This window comes from Streptomyces candidus (assembly GCF_014207445.1).
In the GTDB taxonomy this organism is placed as follows: Bacteria; Actinomycetota; Actinomycetes; order Streptomycetales; family Streptomycetaceae; genus Streptomyces; species Streptomyces candidus.
Map to the genome: position 1 here is coordinate 195,424 of NZ_JACHEM010000006.1, position 12,965 is coordinate 208,388.

Annotated in this window: 11 protein-coding genes and 1 pseudogene; 5 read left to right on the top strand and 7 right to left on the bottom strand. The window is 74.0% G+C overall.

The window, feature by feature from the left end:
* Nucleotides 1-76 precede the first annotated feature (76 nt).
* Together HNQ79_RS13990 and HNQ79_RS13995 are read left to right on the top strand one after the other, a co-directional pair.
* Nucleotides 77-802 (top strand): HEAT repeat domain-containing protein, encoded by a 726-nt coding sequence (locus HNQ79_RS13990; protein WP_185030735.1) that lies wholly within the window; start codon nucleotides 77-79, stop codon nucleotides 800-802.
* A gap of 128 nt (nucleotides 803-930) precedes the next feature.
* Complete coding sequence (locus tag HNQ79_RS13995; RefSeq protein ID WP_185030737.1) at nucleotides 931-1,950, top strand: MerR family transcriptional regulator; 1,020 nt, start codon at nucleotides 931-933, stop codon at nucleotides 1,948-1,950.
* 154 nt (nucleotides 1,951-2,104) lie between these two features.
* Here HNQ79_RS13995 and HNQ79_RS14000 read toward each other — a convergent pair whose 3' ends face one another.
* Nucleotides 2,105-3,073: an alpha/beta fold hydrolase gene (locus HNQ79_RS14000; RefSeq protein ID WP_185030739.1), complete on the bottom strand. Its 969-nt coding sequence runs from the start codon at nucleotides 3,071-3,073 to the stop codon at nucleotides 2,105-2,107.
* Between the two features lie 128 nt (nucleotides 3,074-3,201).
* Here HNQ79_RS14000 and HNQ79_RS14005 point away from each other — a divergent pair, with 128 nt between their 5' ends.
* On the top strand, nucleotides 3,202-3,912 hold the full coding sequence (locus tag HNQ79_RS14005) for a TetR/AcrR family transcriptional regulator (RefSeq protein ID WP_185031123.1): 711 nt from the start codon (nucleotides 3,202-3,204) through the stop codon (nucleotides 3,910-3,912).
* A gap of 340 nt (nucleotides 3,913-4,252) precedes the next feature.
* On the opposite strand, the gene HNQ79_RS14010 is transcribed toward HNQ79_RS14005, so the two are convergent.
* The 3 genes and pseudogenes from HNQ79_RS14010 to HNQ79_RS33715 form a co-directional block, all read right to left on the bottom strand.
* Nucleotides 4,253-6,475, bottom strand: a complete 2,223-nt coding sequence (locus tag HNQ79_RS14010; protein WP_185030741.1) for an NADP-dependent isocitrate dehydrogenase — start codon at nucleotides 6,473-6,475, stop codon at nucleotides 4,253-4,255.
* A 191-nt stretch (nucleotides 6,476-6,666) separates the two neighbouring features.
* Entirely contained in the window at nucleotides 6,667-8,295 is a 1,629-nt protein-coding gene (locus HNQ79_RS14015; RefSeq protein ID WP_373312587.1) for a carboxylesterase/lipase family protein, read from the bottom strand.
* Nucleotides 8,296-8,508: 213 nt separating this feature from the next.
* Nucleotides 8,509-9,024 (bottom strand): annotated as a pseudogene (locus HNQ79_RS33715) (GNAT family N-acetyltransferase); the annotation flags it as partial.
* 42 nt (nucleotides 9,025-9,066) lie between these two features.
* Between HNQ79_RS33715 and HNQ79_RS14020 the strand changes: the two are divergent.
* Nucleotides 9,067-9,546, top strand: a complete 480-nt coding sequence (locus tag HNQ79_RS14020; protein WP_185030744.1) for a nucleoside deaminase — start codon at nucleotides 9,067-9,069, stop codon at nucleotides 9,544-9,546.
* Nucleotides 9,547-9,659: 113 nt separating this feature from the next.
* On the opposite strand, the gene HNQ79_RS14025 is transcribed toward HNQ79_RS14020, so the two are convergent.
* Together HNQ79_RS14025 and HNQ79_RS14030 are read right to left on the bottom strand one after the other, a co-directional pair.
* Nucleotides 9,660-9,857 carry a DUF1918 domain-containing protein gene (locus HNQ79_RS14025; RefSeq protein WP_185030746.1) on the bottom strand — a complete coding sequence of 66 codons (198 nt, stop codon included), beginning with the start codon at nucleotides 9,855-9,857 and terminating at the stop codon, nucleotides 9,660-9,662.
* Nucleotides 9,858-9,952: 95 nt separating this feature from the next.
* The gene (locus HNQ79_RS14030) at nucleotides 9,953-10,918 is read right to left on the bottom strand and encodes a DMT family transporter (RefSeq protein WP_185030748.1); all 966 of its coding nucleotides are present in this window, start codon (nucleotides 10,916-10,918) and stop codon (nucleotides 9,953-9,955) included.
* On the opposite strand from HNQ79_RS14030, the gene HNQ79_RS14035 reads away from it, so the two are divergent.
* Nucleotides 10,917-12,353, top strand: a complete 1,437-nt coding sequence (locus HNQ79_RS14035) for an aminotransferase-like domain-containing protein (protein ID WP_185030750.1) — start codon at nucleotides 10,917-10,919, stop codon at nucleotides 12,351-12,353. The two genes, HNQ79_RS14030 and HNQ79_RS14035, sit on opposite strands and share 2 nt — an antisense overlap.
* A 9-nt stretch (nucleotides 12,354-12,362) precedes the next feature.
* Here HNQ79_RS14035 and HNQ79_RS14040 read toward each other — a convergent pair whose 3' ends face one another.
* Entirely contained in the window at nucleotides 12,363-12,833 is a 471-nt protein-coding gene (locus HNQ79_RS14040) for a barstar family protein (RefSeq protein WP_185030752.1), read from the bottom strand.
* Nucleotides 12,834-12,965 lie beyond the last annotated feature (132 nt).

A 12,965-nucleotide genomic window follows, 5' to 3' on the forward strand; every position in this document is an offset into this window, starting at 1 on the left:
GGCATGACTATACGTATCCACGCAGGTTTATGCAAAGACTTGGGGGGGCTGAGGCGCTCCGGTTGACCTTGACACGATGACAAGGTTTTCACTGCTCGGCGAGGAGGTGGTCACGATGACGGCCACGGAAGAGGACACGCCGGCGGCGCGAGCGCTCCGGGCACTGGACGACGAGCGTGCGTCCGTAAGGCTGCGGGCGGCCCTGGCGATCGGTTCGACGCCCGACCCGCGCTTCGTCGAACCGCTCGTCGAGCGGTGCGCGAGCGAGCCCGAGTTTCTCGTACGGGACATGCTGACCTGGGCCCTCACCCGGCATCCGGTCTCCGTGACGCTGCCCGCGCTGGTGGCCGAGGTGGCGTCGGAGCGTGGGCAGGCACGGAGTCAGGCGCTGCACACGCTGTCCAAGATCGGGGACCGGCGCGCCTGGCCGGCCCTCACGCGGGAGCTTCTGTGCGACGCCGACGACGAGGTGGCACGCAGCGCCTGGCGGGCCGCGGTCGTGCTCGTACCGGAAGGCGGGGAGACAGGCCTCGCCGCGGTGCTGGCGACGCAGCTCGGCCGGGGCGGGCGGGACACGCGGCTGAGCCTCAGCCGGGCACTGGTCGCGCTCGGCGAAGCGATGGTTCCGGCGGTGCGTACGGCGGCGAGGACGACCGCCGACCCGGACGTGCGCGCGCACGCACTCGCCACGCAGCGCCTGCTGCGTGACCCGGAGGCGGGATTCGAGAGCGCGGTCGCGGAGGCGCTGAGGTTCATGGCGCCGGGCGGGACGGGGGATCCCGACGGGGAGGAGGAAGGCTGAGGTTATCGGCCGAAGCGGTGGGGGCCGAGGGGCGCGGCCGGAGCGAAGTCGGGGGTGTCTCGGCGGGGACGGTGGGTGCGGGGTTCTCCGCGGGAACGCCGGGGACGGCGAGAGGGGACGATGAGGGTGTGTTGATCGGTGAGGTGGCGCGGCGGTCCGGGGTCAGTGCCCGCATGCTCCGGCACTACGAGTCGCTCGGGCTGGTGCGGCCCTCGGGGCGCACGGTTTCCGGGTACCGGGAGTACGCGGACGCGGACATCCGCCGGATCCTGCACGTCGAGAGCCTGCGATCGCTGGGCCTGTCGCTGCGGGAGGTCGGGCGCGCCCTCGACGACCCCGGTTTCACGCCCTCGGCACTCGTCGGCGACCTCGTCCGCCGGACCCGCGAACGCATCGCTGCGGAGACGGAGCTGCTGACGCGGCTGCACCGGATCGACAGTGCGGAGCCTGCCGGCTGGGAGGACGTCCTGAAGGTGGTGTCGCTCCTGCGGGCGCTGGGTTCGACGAGTCCCGCCGCGCGCCAGCGTGCGGCCCTGTCCTCGGCGTCCTCCGCCGCGCCGGCCGGCGCCGCACCGGTGGAGGCCCTGGTCGAGGCCGCCCTGGCGGAGAAGGACCCGAGCGTCGCCGGGGCCCTGCGCTGGGCGCTCGCACGTGCGGCCGGAGACGGTCCGGCGCTGCTGGCGGAGGCTCTCGGTTCGCCGGTGGCGCCCGTGCGCGAACGCGCCGTCCGGGCCCTCGCCGCACTGCCCGGCGCCGAGGCCGCCGCGCGACTGCGGGACGCGCTGGCGCACCCCGACCCGGTGGTGCGCGGACACGCGGCGCCCGCCCTCGCGGCACGGGGGGTCGCCGACGCGGTGCCGACGCTGGTCGACATGGTCGTGGCGGGCAGGAACGACACCGATGCCGCCGACGCGCTGAGCATGCTCGCGGCGCGCGACGCGGCGACGGCGGAGCGCATCGCGGGCGATCTCGTCGGCCGCCTGTCCCACCGGGCCACGGACGCGTCCTCGCGCGGACGCCTGACCCAGGCGCTGGCGGACGTCCCGGGGCCGACGGCGTCACGTGCCCTTGTGGAGCTGACGTACGACGAGGACCGTGCCGTCGCGCTGACCGCGACGTACCTCCTGCGACTGCGCGACGCGCACTGACCGCCCGGTACCGCTCTCCGCGGCAGGCCGCACGGCACGGGTCCCGGGCGCGGGCGGGCAGAGCGGGCCGGTGGACGGGTTCCCGGACGTGCGCGTCGGACGTCCGGCTCCCGACCGGTCCGGGATCGAAGCCGGCGAGGTCCGCGCGCGGAACTCACCTCTCCCGCCCTCCCGGCGTGGCCCCGGGCGTCCGGGGTGCGCTGTCGGCGGCGTGCTTGCGGATTTCCGCAGCGAGGACGGGCCAGGCGGGTTCGGGCAGTTCGTGGCCGACGTCGGGCAGCACGAGCAGGCGAGCGCCCGGGATGCGGGCGGCGACGACCCTGCCCGCACGGAGCTTGATGAGCGGGTCGTCCGCGCCGTGGAGCACGAGGGTCGGCCGGGCGACGGCGCTGATCGGCGGGCCGTGCCAGCGCGCGCCGATCTGCCGGCTCTGGGCCTGTTGGTCGTGGATGCCCCGGTCCGCGTTGCCCTCGGCGGCGGCGCGGGCCGCCCGCTCGTCGAAGGGGCGGTGCGGGGAGGCGAGGAGGCGGGACACGGCGACGCCCGCCTCGATCGTCCCTTCGCGCGTGTCGGGAAACTTCAGGCGGGCGAACTTCGCCAGGGTGCCCAGCCGTACGTACCGCAGCGCCCGCAGCCCGGCGACGTCGCCGGGGACGGCACTCACGGTGGTGAGCGTACGGACGCGGTCCGGGTGCCGCAGAGCGACGCGTTGGACGACGGCGCCGCCGAGCGAGACGCCCACCAGGTGCGCGGACCTCCAGCCCAGGTCGTTCATGACGGCGACCGCGTCGTCCGCCATGTCCTCGGCCGTGTACGGGGCAAGGCCGCGGCCGGAGCCTTTGGCGAGCAGTGCGGAGATCGGGTTGCGGGCGGCGGTCGGCGATGGCGGCAGGTGGGTCGACTCGCCGCCGTCGCGCTGGTCGTACCGGGCGACGGCGAAGCCCTCCGCGGCGAGCATCCGGCACAACCCGTCCGGTACCCAGTGGCGGTTGGCGCCGAGGCCGGTGGCGATGAGCAGCGGCTCGCCGTCCGCGCCTTCGGCCAGGGCGTCGAACGCGACCCGGACGGGGCCGTTCTCGGCGAAGCGGGTGGGACCCCAGAGGGGGGCGGGGGACGTGGACATCGGGACCTCCCTGTTACTGCGATCGGTGTTCGCAGTTTTATAGTAGGGGCGCGCACCCTGAACGGGGAAGGCCGGAAGGGCGGAACGGGCGGGTGGACGAGGTGACGCAGCAGCCGGTCAGTGTGTGGATGCGCCCCGAGCGCGGAGCGCGGGGCCCGGCCGCCGGGCACAGCCGTACGGAACTGGCGGCGGCGGCCGTCGCCCTCGCGGACCGGGAGGGACTCGCGGCGGTGTCGATGCGCCGGATCGCCCGCGAGTTGGGTGTGGGGCAGTCGTCCCTCTACCGCTATCTCGCCGGGCGCGACGATCTGCTCGACCTCATGACGGACCGGGTGACAGGCGAAACCGACCTGAGTGTCCCTCTGTCCGGTGACCCCGCCGAGGATCTGCTGGGCCTGGCGGACCGCACCAGGGCCGTCCTGCTGCGGCACCGCTGGCTGGCCGACGTGCCACCGGAGCCGCTCCGGCTCGGGCCGTGCGGGCTGGCGTACCTGGAGTACGCGCTGCGGGCCCTCGCGCCGGCCGGGCTGCCGGGGCCGGTTCAGCTGGAGGTGGTCGCCGTGATGAACGCGCTGGTCGCGCAGTTCGCGCGTACGGAACAGCAGGACCCCGTACCGGACGCCGGACGGCGGGCGGCACAGGCGGCGTACCTCAGCAGTGCAGCCGCCGGAGGGGAGCACCCGCACCTGGCGGCCGCACTGGCCGGGCAGATCGGGCAGGCCGGGCAGGCCGACGCCGCGCAGGCGACGACGGAGGCCGCCGGCGTCGGGGCGGCGGTGTTCCGGCGGACGATGCGCCGGGTGCTCGACGCGCTCGTGCTGCCCCGGGGCGCCCGCTGAGAGCGCCCGCACTGCATCCCGGCCGCTGGCGCAGTCGGCGGGCGGGGCCGCGCCCCGTACCTTCGTAGCCCCTGGCCGGCAGGGCCCCCGTAGCCCCCTTGGGCGGCGGGACCTCCCCACCCCCCATAGCCCCCCTTTTGGGCGGCGGGGCCGCCCCCGGGGGCGGAACGGGCGGGCAAGGGGGCGGCCCACCGGACGGTGCACCCTCCACCCCGCCCCACGCCCCGCCGTCCCCCGCCCGCCTCGCCGCCACCCCGCAACGAAAAAAGGGCTGCCCCGGCCGGTGGAATACCGGCCGGGGCAGCCCCGTCCCACAGTTGCGTCTACGACTGACGATGCGTCAGGCGAGGAGCGAAAGCGTCTGGTTCAGCGTCTTCGACGGACGCATGATCGCCTCGGACTTCGCGGCGTCCGGCTGGTAGTAGCCGCCGATGTCGGCCGGGGAGCCCTGCACCGCGACGAGCTCGGCGACGATGGTCTCCTCCTGCTCGGCGAGCGCCTTGGCGACCGGGCCGAAGGCCTCCGCCAACTGGGTGTCGGACGTCTGCCGGGCCAGCTCCTGCGCCCAGTACAGGGCGAGGTAGAAGTGACTGCCGCGGTTGTCGATGCCGCCGAGCTTGCGGCTCGGGGACTTGTCCTCGTTCAGGAAGGTGCCCGTGGCGCGGTCCAGGGTGTCGGCGAGCACCTGGGCGCGCGCGTTGCCCGTCGTGGTGGCGAGGTGCTCGAAGGAGACGGCCAGCGCCAGGAACTCGCCGAGCGAGTCCCAGCGGAGGTAGTTTTCCTTCACGAGCTGCTGGACGTGCTTCGGGGCGGAGCCGCCGGCGCCCGTCTCGAAGAGGCCGCCGCCGTTCATCAGCGGGACCACGGACAGCATCTTGGCGCTGGTGCCCAGCTCCAGGATCGGGAAGAGGTCCGTGAGGTAGTCGCGGAGCACGTTGCCGGTCACCGAGATGGTGTCCTCGCCGCGGCGGATGCGCTCCAGGGAGTAGGCGATGGCCTTCTCCGGCGCCATGATCTCGATCGTCAGGCCGTCCGTGTCGTGGTCGGCGAGGTACTTCTCGACCTTGGTGATGAGCTGCGCGTCGTGGGCGCGGGTCTCGTCCAGCCAGAAGATCGCCGGGACACCGGTGGCACGGGCGCGGGTGACGGCCAGCTTGACCCAGTCCTGGATCGGGAGGTCCTTGGTCTGGCACATCCGGAAGATGTCGCCGGCGCCGACGGCCTGCTCCAGGACGGCGTTGCCCTCGGCGTCGACGACGCGCACGGTGCCGGCGGCCGGGATCTCGAAGGTCTTGTCGTGGCTGCCGTACTCCTCGGCCTTCTGCGCCATCAGACCGACGTTCGGGACGGAGCCCATGGTCGCCGGGTCGAAGGCGCCGTTGGCGCGGCAGTCGTCGATGACGACCTGGTAGATGCCCGCGTAGGAGGAGTCCGGAAGGACGGCGAGGGTGTCGGCCTCGTTGCCGTCCGGGCCCCACATGTGGCCGGAGGTGCGGATCATGGCCGGCATGGAGGCGTCGACGATGACGTCGGACGGCACGTGCAGGTTGCTGATGCCCTTGTCGGAGTCGACCATCGCGAGGGCCGGGCCCTCGGCGAGCTCGGCGTCGAAGGAGGCCTTGATCTCCTCGCCGATGTGCGGGATGGACTCCAGGCCCTTGTAGATGCCGCCGAGGCCGTCGTTCGGGGTGAGACCGGCCGCGATGAGCGCCTCGCCGTACTTCGCGAAGGTCTTCGGGAAGAAGGCGCGGACGGCGTGGCCGAAGATGATCGGGTCGGAGACCTTCATCATCGTGGCCTTGAGGTGTACGGAGAACAACACACCCTCGGACTTGGCGCGGGCCAGCTGTGCGGTGAAGAACTCGCGCAGCGCGGCGACGCGCATGACCGAGGCGTCGACGACCTCGCCCGCGAGGACGGGGACCGACTCGCGCAGGACGGTGGTGACGCCGTCGTTGCCGATCAGCTCGATGCGGAGCGAGCCCTCTTCGGCGATCACGGCGGACTTCTCGGTGGAGCGGAAGTCGTCGGCGCCCATGGTGGCGACGTTCGTCTTCGAGTCCGGGGTCCACTTGCCCATGCGGTGCGGGTGGGCCTTGGCGTAGTTCTTGACCGAGGCGGGGGCGCGGCGGTCGGAGTTGCCCTCGCGCAGGACCGGGTTGACGGCACTGCCCTTGACCTTGTCGTACCGGGCGCGGACGTCCTTGTCCTCGTCGGTCCGCGGGTCGTCCGGGTAGTCCGGGAGGGCGTAGCCCTGCTCCTGGAGCTCCGCGATCGCGGCCTTCAGCTGCGGGATCGAGGCCGAGATGTTGGGCAGCTTGATGATGTTGGCGCCGGGCGTCTTGGCCAGCGCGCCGAGCTCGGCGAGCGCGTCATCGATACGCTGCTCCTCCTTGAGGCGCTCGGGGAAGCTCGCGATGATGCGGCCCGCCAGGGAGATGTCACGGCGCTCCACCGTGACACCGGCCGTGGAGGCGTAGGCCTTCACGACGGGCAGGAACGAATACGTCGCGAGGGCCGGGGCCTCGTCGGTGTGCGTATAGATGATGGTCGAGTCAGTCACCGGGTACTCCGCTCCACGTCTGCAACATTGCTTGACGTCAAGATATCTCGTGCAGGGGGTCGGGTGGGAGCGGGGGCGGGCAGCGGGGTGCGGGGCGGTCGATGTGCCTGCGTACGGGCACGGGGACGGCCCTGGACCTTCGTCCCCGCCCCACCGCGGACTCCGTCGCCGACCGGCGGGCGTACCGGCGGTCAGGCTCCCGGTACGCGGTCCGGGAAGCCGCTGACCGGGGCGCTGCGCCCGTCCTCGGCGGGCGCGATCACGTCGGAGCCCGCGACGGACGCCGAGCCGCCGGTACGGGACACCAGGTCCCACGTGACGGGCGCGTAGTCCACCTCGCGCCACAGGGCGCGCGGCGGGGCGCTCGCCGTGGGGGCGCCCCAGATCCGTACCGGCCCCGCGTCCGTACCGTCATGGAGCTGCCAGCCCGGATCCCCGGTGGCCGCGAAGTCCGCCCAGGTGCGGATGAGCCGGGCGGACAGCTCGTCGTCGGCGCGGGTGGGCGGACCGCCCACGAGGAACTCCAGACGCGGGTCGCGGTGGGTGCCGAAGGCGAAGGGGACGTCGGCGCAGTGCCAGGCGCGCACGAGGGGACGGCCCGCGGCGTCGCTGCGGGTGCGGGCGAAGCGGGAGAGGTGGGTGCGCCCTCCGGCGCGGGTGTGGGCGTCGGCGACCCGGTTGCTGTACTCGGCAAACGTCAGGTCGCCGAGGAGGGCCAGGTAGACGTCGAGGACGGGCGCGTCCGGCAGGCGGCAGCGGTATGCGTCGACGAGCGCGTCCGGGAGGCGGAAATCGGCCTGGAAGGTCGCGAGTTCGGCTTCGGTGGTGACTTTCGCGCAGCCGTCGACGGCGTCCATCAGCCAGAATTCCTCGGTGGTGTGGCAGACCAGCAGGTCGATCTCCGCGGCGGCGGGCGAGGCCAGGGCCGCCAAAGGGTCGGCGGGCAGGACCGTGCCGTCGGCGACCGGCCCGTACAGGACGGGGTCGTAGTGCGCCGCACCGGAGCCGGGATCCCTGCGGAGGGACTCGACGACCGCGTCCGAGGCGGCGACCAGGTCCTGCGCGGAGGCGGCGAGCAGCCCTTCGGCGGTGGCGGGGACGCCGGCCGCGGCGGCGATCCGCCGGGTGTACTCGGTCGCCGTGCCGGGCGAGAAGCACGGTCCCACGGCGCTGTGCGCGACGGCCCGCCGGAAGAGCCCGCGGGCCTCGTCCATCAGCATCAGACAGGTCGCGGAGGTGGCCCCGGCGGACTGGCCGGCGACGGTGACGCGCTGCGGGTCGCCGCCGAAGGACGCGATGTTCGCACGGACCCAGCGCAGGGCGGCGGCCTGGTCGAGGAGGCCGCGGTTGTCCGGGTGAGCGGCCCCTCCCCCGGGGATGTGCCCGAAGCCTTCGAAGCCGAGCCGGTAGTTGACCGTGACCACCACCAGCCCGGCACGGGCCAGTGCCGTGCCGTCGAAGTCGGGCTGGGCGGAGGAGCCGAAGGTGTAGGCGCCGCCGTGGATCCAGACGAGCACGGGGAGCGTCTCCGGCTGCCGCCCGTCCCGGGACCTCCTCTCCGGCGCCCAGACGTTGAGACTCAGTACGTCCTCCTCGCCCAGTGACCAGGAGGGCGCGCCGGGCAGCTCCGCCGACTGCGGGCAGACGGGCCCGAAGGCGGTGCAGTCCCGCACGCCGTCCCAGGGCTCGGGCGGCTGCGGCGACCGGAAGCGGCGCGGGCCGAACGGAGGAGCGGCGTACGGGATCCCGAGGAAGGCGCGCACACCGGGGGCGGGGCGCAGCCCGCCAATCCGGCCGGTGCTCACGACGGTCTCGGGCAGGGCGGGGGCGACGGAACCCGAGGGGGCTGCAACCACCGCGCGGGCACTCGCGTCGGGCGTGGCTTCGGGGGAGGTGGCGGTCGCGGACAGGGTTGCGGCCACCGCGCGGGCAGTCGCCTCGGACGCCGCGGGGGACACGGCGTCGGAACGGGTGTTCCGTGTCCAGCGTCGCTCGCCGTTCTGCCACTGCCCCGAGGGCGACAGACCCGCCGACCCGGCGACGGCCGCCGAGGCGTGGTGGTCCGGGTGGATGTGTGCGCGCACCTCGATGATGCCGGTATGTGCGGACAGCCACCCCACCAGCCCGCGCGCGGCCTCCGCTGCGAGGCCGCGTCCCTGCCATGCCGTCCCGAGCACCCACGAGACTTCCGCGTGTCCGTCCGCGGTCGTCGCTTGCACCGTGCCCGCCAGGCACCCTTCGTCGCGCAGCCGGACCACCCAGTTGAACCGGCCCGCGGACGGGTCCGGTGTGCCGCGCACCAGGCGCTCGTAGCGTGCGCGCAGGGCGTCGGCGGAGAGCGGTTCGCCGCCGATGAAGGCGTGCAGGGCGGGGTCGGCGAGGACCCCGGTCATCTCGGTGGCGTGCTCGACGGCGAGCGGGAGGAGGTCGAGCCGGTCGGTCCTGATGACCTCGGGGTGCGGCACGTCGGGCGGCGGTTGGGGCATGTCGAGGGGGCTCCGTACGTCGGGGTGGGGTGCGGCCACCGTAGCCTCAAGGGCGGCTACCATCCACTGAGTTGATCACTGCGGCACCGCGCACCCGGAGACCTCATGACGGAACAGAGCGAACTCGTCCACCTGCGTCGCTGCGTACAGCTCGCGTCGGAGGCCCTGGCGGCGGGCCACCAGCCGTTCGGTTCGGTGCTCGTCGGCGGCGATGGCACCGTGCTCGCCGAGGATCACAACCGGGTCGGCGGCGGCGATGCCACCCAGCACCCCGAGTTCGCGCTCGCCCGCTGGGCGGCCGCGCACCTGACGCCCGAGGAGCGGCGGGCCGCGACCGTCTACACGTCCAGCGAGCACTGCACCATGTGCGCCGCCGCCCACGGCTGGGTCGGGCTGGGCCGTATCTCGTACGCCAGCTCCTCCGAGCAGCTGATGGGGTGGCTGGGCGAGTGGGGCGCGGAGAAGCCGCCCGTGACGATTCTCCCCGTGCACCGGGTGGTGCCGGGCATCGTGGTGGAGGGGCCGGCGCCGGAGCTGGAGGAGGAGATCCGGGGGTTGTTCCGCAGGATGCTGGACGGGGAGTAGGCTCCGGGCGCTGCGTTCCGGCCGAGGAGGGGCACGGCACCTGCGAGTGTCTGCTCCGGCCGGTGGGCGCGGTCGGCGACCGGTCCCGCACCACGGCCACCCAAGGCGCGCCGCTACTGTCCCGGCCCCTGCCGTCCCCGTACCACCGTGTCCGGCCCCGGCGACATCACCGTCTCGTGCCCGTCCTCGAACCGCACCCGGTACGGCGGCGCCCCGTTGGGGCCCAGTACCTCGACGATCACTGCGACACGGGCCCCCCGGCCCACGACCCGGCCGTGCGTCAGCAACTGGTCGCCCACGTTCGCTCGCATCGCGACTGAACCTCCCGAGGTCGCCCCAAGGCCACTCCTGCCGGTACAAGTCTAGGGCGCAGCAAGGGAGTTGACCCCTTCCGGGACGTCCGTCCTCAGCTCCGGGCGCGCTGGGTGACCGCGATGCACACCAGCACCGCCACCGCCGCCACCGGGGCCGCCACCGGCAGCACCTCACCCAGCAGGAGCACCGACCACACCAGCGTCAACAGGGGCTGTGCCAGTTGGAGTTGACTGGCCCGCGCCACTCCGATCGCCGCCATCCCCCGGTACCAGACCAGCAGCCCCAGGAACTGCGAGCCCACCGCCACCCATAGCAGCCCGACCACCCCGTGCACCGTCCACCGCACCGGCTCGGAGGTCAGCGCCACGGCCGCCGCGGGTACGGCCACCGGGAGACACATGACGAGCGCCCACCCGATGACCTGCCAGCCCGGCATCTCGCGCGCCAGCCGGCCGCCCTCGGTGTAACCGGCCGCACACACCACCAGCGCGCCGAACAGGCAGAGGTCGGCCGCCGAGAGGACGCCGCCGCTCTGCTGCACCGTGAAACCGATGACGACCGCCGCCCCGGCGAGCGCGGCCGCCCAGAAGGCGCGCGAGGGCCGGTTTCCCGTACGTACGGCGGAGAAGACGGCCGTGGTCAACGGCAGCAGTCCCACCACCACGGCCGAGTGGGCGGTGGTGGACGTCTGGAGGGCCAGCGTGGTCAGCATCGGGAAGCCGAGGACGACGCCGAGCCCGACGACCGCCAGTGCGCCCCAGTGCCGCCGGTCCGGCACCGGCACCCGCAGGGCGAGCAGCGCACCGCCCGCGATGAGCGCGGCGAGCACGCTCCGCACGGCGACCAGGGACCACGGCCCGAACCCTTCGAGCCCCCACGCGGTCGCCGGGAAGGTGAGGGAGAAGCAGAGGATGCCGAGCGCGGCGAGCAGGGTGCCCTCGCGGGTCCGGGAGGCACCGCCGGCCGGCGCCGGGCCGCTCGGTGGAGTTCTCTCCGCTGACGCCGAACCCTCAACTGCTATCGAGGGAGCAGTAGTAGCGCTATTCTGTGCTGTCATGCACGAGCGTAGCAGCGTCTCCGAACTGGCAGAAGTCCTCCGTGCGGATCTCGACCGCTACTCCCCCGGAGGAAAGCTGCCGTCGAGCCGCGCCCTGGTCGAGCGGTACCGCGTCAGCCCCGTCACCGTTTCCCGGGCGCTGGCCAAGCTCGCCGCCGAGGGGCTGGTGGTGACCCGGCCAGGGGCGGGGGCCTTCCGGGCGGAGCCCCGTACGTCCGCCCCGGCCCCCGGGGACACGTCCTGGCAGGAGGTGTCCCTGAGCGCCGACGGGGCGACCGACCTCGTCCCGCGCTCCGTCGACGCGTCCGGCCTGCTGGCGACCCTGACCGCCCCTGCCGCCGGAGTCGTCGAGTTCAACGGCGGCTACCTGCACGCCTCGCTCCAGCCGGAGCGGGCGATGGCCGCCGCCCTGGCCCGTGCGGGCAGGCGGCCCGGGGCGTGGGGCCGGCCGCCCACCGACGGCATTCCCGAGCTGCGCGAATGGTTCGCCCGGGGCATCGGCGGGGCGATCACCGCCGCCGACGTGCTGATCGCCTCGGGCGGGCAGAGCGCGCTGACGACCACCCTGCGCGCACTCGCCCCGCCCGGCGCCCCGGTGCTGGTCGAGTCGCCTACGTACCCGGGATTGCTCGCCATCGCCCGTGCCGCGGGGCTGCGGCCGGTACCCGTGCCGGTGGACCGTGACGGGGTGCGCCCGGAACTCCTCGAAGCCGCGTTCCGGGCGACCGGCGCCCGCGTCTTCGTCTGCCAGCCCCTCTTCCAGAACCCCACCGGCGCGGTCCTCTCCGCCGGACGGCGTCCCGAAGTGCTGCGGATCGCCCGCGCCGCCGGGGCCTTCGTCGTCGAGGACGACTTCGTGCGCCGCCTCGCCCACGAGGACGCGGGCCCGTTGCCGCGCCCGCTGGCCGCCGACGACCACGACGGGGTCGTCGTCCACGTCTGCTCGCTCACCAAAGCCACCTCGCCGAGCTTCCGCGTCTGCGCCCTGGCCGCGCGCGGACCGGCCCTCGAACGACTCCGCGCCATCCAGGTCGTCGAGAACTTCTTCGTACCGCGCCCCCTCCAGGAAGCCGCCACGGAGCTCGTCGGCACGGTCGCCTGGGCACGCCATCTCCGTACCGTGGCAAGCGAGTTGAAGCTGCGACGCGACACCGCGACGGCGGCCCTGCGCCTGCACCTCCCCCAACTGGCCCTGCCTCACGTCCCGTCCGGCGGCTACCACCTGTGGCTGCGGCTGCCCGACGGCACGGACGAGACCGCCGTGGTCGCCGCCGCGCTGCGCGCCGGGGTCGCCGTCGCTCCCGGCCGCCCCTACTTCAGCGCGGAGCCCCCCGCCGGGCATCTGCGCCTCAGCTTCGCCGCGGTGGCGAGCACCGCGGAGATCACCGAGGGGATACGGAGGCTGCGCACCGCCTTCGACGGACCGGCCGGGTGAGCCGCGCACTCACCGCAGGCGTACGTCCACTCCGTGGTCGCGGAGCACGTCGAGCGCGGAGTCGAAGTACGCCATCAGGTGGGTGCGGGCGGTATCGGAGTCCGGCCAGTCGAGCGTGAACGGGGTGGCGGCGCCGAAGCCACCGCGCAGGCAGTCGTTGAGGGCGTCCAGATCGGCCCCGAAGTAGCCGCCGGGGCCGTTCACCGCCTCGCCGAGGGCGAGGAAGAGGGCGGACCGGTCGGTGATGTACCGGCCGGCGAGGGTGTGAACGGCGCCGGCCGGGGTGTCCGGGGCGACGTCCGTCCGGGAGAAGTACTGCTCCCGGACGGCGACGAGCCAGCGGTGACGCCCTTCGGCGTCGAGGGGGGCCCAGGCGCTGGAGCGGGTGAGGGTGCGGAGGTCCGGAATCTCGGGGGCGTCAGGGACGCCTGGGACCTTGGCGTCGGGGGCGCTGGGGAGGTGTGGGGGGTGGTCGCTCATGGGGGCCTTCTGCGGGTGGGGGCGGGGGGTGGTCTGTGTATGGGGAGGGGGCGGGGGAGGCGCGGCGTGGAGGGTGGGGCGCGCGGGAGGGGGCGGGGCATACGTGGGGTGGCGGGGCGTGGGGTGGCGGGT

What these genes read in the sequence shown, in the direction of transcription:
- HNQ79_RS13990 (WP_185030735.1), top strand. Translation starts at nt 77, where the DNA reads ATGACAAGGTTTTCACTGCTCGGCGAGGAGGTGGTCACGATGACGGCC.
- HNQ79_RS14000 (WP_185030739.1), bottom strand. Translation starts at nt 3,073, where the DNA reads ATGTCCACGTCCCCCGCCCCCCTCTGGGGTCCCACCCGCTTCGCCGAG.
- HNQ79_RS14005 (WP_185031123.1), top strand. Translation starts at nt 3,202, where the DNA reads ATGCGCCCCGAGCGCGGAGCGCGGGGCCCGGCCGCCGGGCACAGCCGT.
- HNQ79_RS14020 (WP_185030744.1), top strand. Translation starts at nt 9,067, where the DNA reads ATGACGGAACAGAGCGAACTCGTCCACCTGCGTCGCTGCGTACAGCTC.
- HNQ79_RS14025 (WP_185030746.1), bottom strand. Translation starts at nt 9,857, where the DNA reads ATGCGAGCGAACGTGGGCGACCAGTTGCTGACGCACGGCCGGGTCGTG.
- HNQ79_RS14035 (WP_185030750.1), top strand. Translation starts at nt 10,917, where the DNA reads ATGCACGAGCGTAGCAGCGTCTCCGAACTGGCAGAAGTCCTCCGTGCG.
- HNQ79_RS14030 (WP_185030748.1), bottom strand. Translation starts at nt 10,918, where the DNA reads ATGACAGCACAGAATAGCGCTACTACTGCTCCCTCGATAGCAGTTGAG.
- HNQ79_RS14040 (WP_185030752.1), bottom strand. Translation starts at nt 12,833, where the DNA reads ATGAGCGACCACCCCCCACACCTCCCCAGCGCCCCCGACGCCAAGGTC.